The organism is Acinetobacter sp. (genome assembly GCF_045628685.1).
Lineage (GTDB): Bacteria > Pseudomonadota > Gammaproteobacteria > Pseudomonadales > Moraxellaceae > Acinetobacter.
This window is the reverse complement of sequence record NZ_JAZQPV010000012.1, coordinates 1-3,405: the sequence shown is the minus strand read 5'-3', so window position 1 is coordinate 3,405 and position 3,405 is coordinate 1. Positions and strand designations below refer to the sequence as shown.

Below are 3,405 nucleotides of genomic sequence, written 5' to 3'. Positions count from 1 at the left end.
AGCGGTTCAAGCTGTTGGCGCGGCGGAAGGTGAAGTCGTCGCTGAAGCGATCGCCGGTCACGTACATCATGCTGGGTTTTGGTACAAAAAAAATTATGTTAGGAATTTATACTTTTATTAAGTAAGTGGAGAAAAGCATATGAAATGGAGCGAATTATCCGAAGTAAGCTGCCCAGTTGCTCGCAGTTTATCAATTTTAGGTGATCGCTGGACATTACTGATTATTCGTAATGCATTCATGCATACGCATCGCTTTGATGATTTTCAAACCCAGCTTGGAATGACACGCCATCTTTTAGTTGAACGCTTAAACCGGTTAATTGAGCATAAAATTATTGAAAAAAGTCTCTATCAACAATTGCCTGAAAGATATGAATATAAACTGACTGAGCGTGGACTTGCTTTATATCCAGTGATTTTGGCATTCACCTCTTGGGGAAATGAGTGGATGAATGAGAATAAGCAATATCCTGTAGTCACGTATTTTCACAAAAGCTGTAGTCATGAAACTGGATTAATCATGAAATGCCAGTGTTGTGGGGAAGTATTAACAAGAGCAAATACAGTTCCCAAATTAAATTAAAAAATATAGATGAACTGAGAGTTACTTTTTTTTCTTTATTAAGTTCCAAAAAGGAACTTAATATTCATCATGCTGATAATCAAAATAATCTATCTAATTAGCCCCCTAATCTAGGCGACTGAAATGAACATTCATAAAAATATAAATCAATCCTCAGTTCATTTTCTTGGAAAATTTACAGCTGTGATTTTTATATTCATTATTGCCGTAACAATGATGATTGCTGGGGTTGTCGCTTTAAGTGAGGGAACAGGGCGCTTTTTACTGCCGTTTACGACAGACCATGCTGCAGAGCAAATGCAAACCCATGTGAAAAATATCCAGGCAAATCCTACACTCGAAAATATGAAGCCCTTTGGTCTTGAACTTTGGGGACTTTCAAAACTGAGTGAGGTGTCTCGCTTCAGTGAATCTCGTTTAGTGCAACATAGTGTTTATTACACTACGATGCCGAAATACAATCAGATTTTAATGCTGGTTCATATTCTGCTAGGAAGCTTTTGTATGCTTTTGGGAAGCCTACAATTTTGGCCCACTTTCCGTAAAAAATACATGAAATTGCATCGAATAATTGGTGCAATTTATCTGATTACAGTTCCGATTTCGGTTATTACTTCATTATTGTATCTTGCCAATACTGCACCACATCATATTTATGACCATCTTGTTGCTTGGATTGCGCTTTGGGTGTTTGGTGTGTTGTCTTTACTATCTATTGCAATGGCTGTTTTAACATTAAAGAAAAAAAGAATATTTGAGCATCAAGCATGGATGGCAGCATCATTTTCCTGTTTGATGGTCGCACCAATGCTGCGTTGGGATTGGGCATTGCTCGCTGCCATTTTCCCAACGATTGATCAAGAGACCTTAAACTTGGTCACGATGGGCATTATGCTACCGGAAACAATTTTAATTGGTTATGGATTGATACTTATCAATCGACAATATTTACGTCCCATGAGACAACGCAAACCGCATCCCTTTGCTGAGCGTACAAGTCAAATTTTTAATCGATTCACACCTGTTTTATATTCTTTAGCACTGTTGATTATCGCTGCAAATATTTATTATTTCGTGATAAGTCTAGGCTTAAAAGATCTAAGTTATGCAGAGAAATTACTTCCTCAAATGCTGATTCAGCGTGAATACACTATTTTAAGTTCACTACCTACCTTCAATGTAATTTTCGTTTTTAGCTTAAATGTCGCTTTGCTATTGGGAATTCATGTATTGAATACATTACTCAAAATGAAGAGCAGTGATGTCTTAACTCATCAAGTCAAAATCATGAGTAAAACGCTCGCAATTTCGGCTGTCATTGCAGGGAGTGTATCGGTTTATTTTGGCTGGAATATTGGGCTTGAACCATACAACATCATTTTCTCAGGCGGCACGATGTATAGCGTCTATGGCGCTTTAATTTTCATTTTTGGTCTAGCATTCTTGACTGCAGTTCAACTTAAAAGTCTAGCTTATATGAAAGAGAGCTTAGTTTTTTTACTTTGTTTATTGCCATTTTCAGCAATATTTTTGCTGACATTATTCATTCTTAGTTTCTTATCCATTCCACCCGATTATTTAACGGCAGGCCAGGGATTTGTTATTCCTGTCGGTTTTAGTACTGCCTTACTATTCCTTGCTTTTGCCTATGTCATATTTGGACAAGCAACGCGTGAATATAACTGAATTTTAATGATTGGATGATAAAAAATGTCAAAGCCTAAGGTATTCGCACATTCTGAAAATGTAAAAATTGCCATTTATACCTGGGGTGAACCCCCCACCATTGAACAACCAAAAGAAATATTAGTCTTTGTGCATGGTTTTCCAGATCGGGCAATCTTTTGGGAAAAAGTGGCGCAAGCACTTAAAGATGATTTTTATGTAGTGGCTTTTGATATGCGAGGTTGTGCTGAGTCAACCCATATTAAAGGCTTCCAGCATTACAAATTTAACTACTTACTAAAAGATTTATTTGCAGTCATTGATGTCGTCAGCCCAAATCAAAAGGTTCATTTGATTGGACATGATTGGGGCGGAATTTATGGCTGGAATGCAATTCGTGATGTTGAGGGAGTTAAACGTATTGCTTCTTTCACCACCATGGCACCTAGCTTGGAACAAGTAGGTGTATATCTACGCAAACGCTTATTCAAGCCGACCCCAAAGAACTTATGGCAACTGCTGAATCAACTAGCACGTAATAGCTTAATGACCTTCTTCGCCTTACCTATTTTGCCTGAGATCATGTGGCGTAGCGGTTTAGGTGCTTGGTTAATGAAAACATTAGTAACTCAAGGTGAGGGAAATATTATCTATCAAAAAAATCAAGGTTTGGAAAATGATGCTATTCGTTATTTAGGGATTTATCGAGCCAATCTTTTACAACATGTTTTATTGGCTAAACAAACGAGTACCGAAGTGCCTGTGCACACACTGATTGCAAAACAAGACCCTTTTCTACCACCTCGATTATTTGAAGATACTAAGAATTGGGCTAGTCAACATACAGAATCTTTTGTTGATGCGTCACATTGGGCACCACTGAGCAGACCAATTGAGGTTGCACAAGCTATTCGTCATTTCACTATGAATGTGAAGCATAATTAAACCCTATTTAACATAATGGCGCTTATACGAAACGCGTTTCATAAAACCTTTGTTTTTCATATAGTTAAAAATTTTTGACCGACCTCAAAAACAGCAAAAAACCGGCTTGGAAACAAGTCGGTTTTTTTATGAACAGTTTTGATATATTCCGCCAATAAAATTGATCAATTTTTAATCAAAATGAAACTTTTTTCAATGTTAGCAGTCTTCAC

At 37.2% G+C, this 3,405-nt stretch carries 3 protein-coding genes; all 3 read left to right on the top strand.

Annotation, left to right across the window (positions count from 1 at the left end):
• The first annotated feature begins 139 nt into the window (after nt 1–139).
• The 3 genes from ACKI4H_RS02095 (at nt 140) to ACKI4H_RS02085 (ending at nt 3,193) form a co-directional block, all read left to right on the top strand.
• On the top strand, nt 140–583 hold the full coding sequence (locus ACKI4H_RS02095; RefSeq protein WP_407303526.1) for a winged helix-turn-helix transcriptional regulator: 444 nt from the start codon (nt 140–142) through the stop codon (nt 581–583).
• Between the two features lie 123 nt (nt 584–706).
• On the top strand, nt 707–2,269 hold the full coding sequence (locus ACKI4H_RS02090; RefSeq protein WP_407303525.1) for a DUF2306 domain-containing protein: 1,563 nt from the start codon (nt 707–709) through the stop codon (nt 2,267–2,269).
• 24 nt (nt 2,270–2,293) lie between these two features.
• Nucleotides 2,294–3,193, top strand: coding sequence for an alpha/beta fold hydrolase (locus ACKI4H_RS02085; RefSeq protein WP_407303523.1), 900 nt, complete (start codon nt 2,294–2,296; stop codon nt 3,191–3,193).
• The last annotated feature ends 212 nt before the right edge of the window (nt 3,194–3,405 follow it).